This is a genomic window from Mesorhizobium sp. BR1-1-6 (assembly GCF_020165355.1).
GTDB lineage: Bacteria > Pseudomonadota > Alphaproteobacteria > Rhizobiales > Rhizobiaceae > Mesorhizobium.
The window spans coordinates 1-2,528 of record NZ_JAIUHZ010000041.1 but is presented as its reverse complement, the minus strand read 5'-3'; the positions used below and the strand labels follow the sequence as shown (position 1 = coordinate 2,528).

The window sequence follows — 2,528 nt, the reverse complement described above, 5'->3', positions numbered from 1 at the left end:
GTGTCGATCCCAGCCGGGGTGCTCGTGGTCGCCGTCTCGTCAAGCGCTACCGTAACGCCGGTGGCGGCGACAGCCGTTACCTTCGGCCCGTCGTCCTCGAAGATGATCTTGGCGCCGATGGCGAGCGACTGGCTGACTGTGTCGCCGTCGAAGTCGGTGACGGTGACCACCGCATTGATCTTGCCCGACAGGTTGACCGGCTCGTCATAGGAGCCGCCCGAACCGTTGCCGGCCAGCGGATGCTGCAGCGACAGATACTGTGCCGTCGAGATATGGCCGGTCTGGTCGACCGAGACCGCGAAGGCAATGGCGCCGCCGGGATTGGCCGTACCGTTCGCGTTGTCGACGCGGCCGACGATCAGATTGCCTTCCTTGAACAGCGAGATCTCGTGCCCGTCGGTCGTCTTCAGGCCCGAATCCGTGCCTGGCTCTGCAACCGAAAGGCTGAGCACGGCCGCGCGCGGCTCGTCCGTGCCGGGCAGCGAGCCGAACAGCACCACCGGCAGGTTGCCATGCGCATAGCCCAGGCTTGCCGCGCCCAGTCCAAGCGAATCGAACTGATGTGCGACCGAGGCGCTGCTGGTGTCGTCGTTCTGGTTGCCCGCCGTCTCGTCATGCACGACCGACACGCCGGTCGCGGCGATGAGCACCTGCGGCACGTCGTCGACCACGGTGACCGTCGCCTTGCCGGTCAGCTTGACCGTATCGCCGTCGCCGTCCTTGGCCTGGAACACCGAGCCGAGGTCGATGCCGGCCACGCTGCCGCTGCCCAGGTGCGTCTGCAGCGCGGTGTTCTGGTCCGATGTTCCGGCCGACGGCGCGACATGGTCGAGCTGGTCGAACTGGCGCACCACGAAGGCGCCGCTCGAGGCGTTCAGCGTCACCGTCATCACGGTGCGGTCGCTAAGCCCGTTGTAAGCGCCGTTGTGGTTGCTGTCGACAAAGCCGACCAGCGTGTTGCCCTGGACCGCCCAGCTCAGCTCGACGCCTTTCGACGACAACCCGATGGCCGTCAGGTCGGCGGCCGCCGCGCCGGTGAAACCGAAGCCGCCGCCAGCGGCCGGACCGTCGGCGCCGAAGTCGACAAGCCCGTTCAGCGAGCCGGATGCGATCGCCGCACCGAATGGGAACTCCGTGCCCGAACCGTCGCCGGACCCGTCATAGGGCGAGGTTCCCTGCGACAGCAGGCTGGCAATGTCGTCCTCGTCGATCGTCACCGGCGCGGCATGGCCGCTCAGGACCTTCGGCCCGTCATCCTCGAAGATGATCTTGGCGCCGATGGCGAGCGACTGGCTGACTGTGTCGCCGTCGAAGTCGGTGACGGTGACCACCGCATTGATCTTGCCGGACAGGTTGACCGGCTCGTCATAGGAGCCGCCCGAACCGTTGCCGGCCAGCGGATGCTGCAGCGACAGATACTGTGCCGTCGAGATATGGCCGGTCTGGTCGACCGAGACCGCGAAGGCAACGGCGCCGCCGGGATTGGCCGTACCGTTCGCGTTGTCGACGCGGCCGACGATCAGATTGCCTTCCTTGAACAGCGAGATCTCGTGCCCGTCGGTCGTCTTCAGGCCCGAATCCGTGCCCGGCGCTGCAACCGCAAGACTGAGCACGGCCGCGCGCGGCTCGTCCGTGCCGGGCAGCGAGCCGAACAGCACCACCGGCAGGTTGCCATGCGCATAGCCCAGGCTTGCCGCGCCCAGTCCAAGCGAATCGAACTGGTGCGCGACCGAGGCGCTGTTGGTGTCGTCGTTCTGGTTGCCCGCCGTCTCGTCATGCACGACCGACACGCCGGTCGCGGCGATAAACACCTGCGGCACGTCGTCGACCACGGTGACCGTCGCCTTGCCGGTCAGCGTCACCGTATCGCCGTCGCCGTCCTTGGCCTGGAACACCGAGCCGAGGTCGATGCCGGCCACGCTGCTGCCGCCCAGATGCGTCTGCAGCGCGGTGTTCTGGTCCGATGTTCCGGCCGCCGGTGCGACATGGTCGAGCTGGTCGAACTGGCGCACCACGAAGGCGCCGCTCGAGGCATTCAGCGTCACTGTCATCACGGTGCGGTCGCTAAGCCCGTTGTAAGCGCCGTTATGGTTGCTGTCGACAAAGCCGACCAGCGTGTTGCCCTGGATCGCCCAGCTCAGCTCGACGCCCTTCGACGACAGCCCGATGGCCGTCAGGTCTGCGGCCGCCGTGCCGGTGAAGCCGAAACCGCCGCCGGCGGCCGGGCCGTCGGCGCCGAAGTCGACAAGCCCGTTCAGCGAGCCGGATGCGATCGCCGCACCCAGCGGGAACTCCGTGCCCGAACCGTCGCCGGACCCGTCATAGGGCGAGGTTCCCTGCGACAGCAGGCTGGCAATGTCGTCCTCGTCGATCGTCACCGGCGCGGCATGGCCGCTCAGGACCTTCGGCCCATCATCCTCGAAGACGATGGTCTGGGAGATGTCGGCGCTTTGTGTGACGTGGTCGCCGTCGCCATCGGTCGCGGTGACGGTGACCGAGACCGAGCCGGCGCCGAGCGCGATGCCCTC

Annotated in this window: 1 protein-coding gene; it reads right to left on the bottom strand. The window is 67.6% G+C overall.

The window, feature by feature from the left end; genetic code table 11:
- On the bottom strand, window positions 1-2,528 hold a 2,528-nt coding region (locus LB545_RS30710), incomplete at both ends, for a DUF5801 repeats-in-toxin domain-containing protein (protein WP_224706290.1).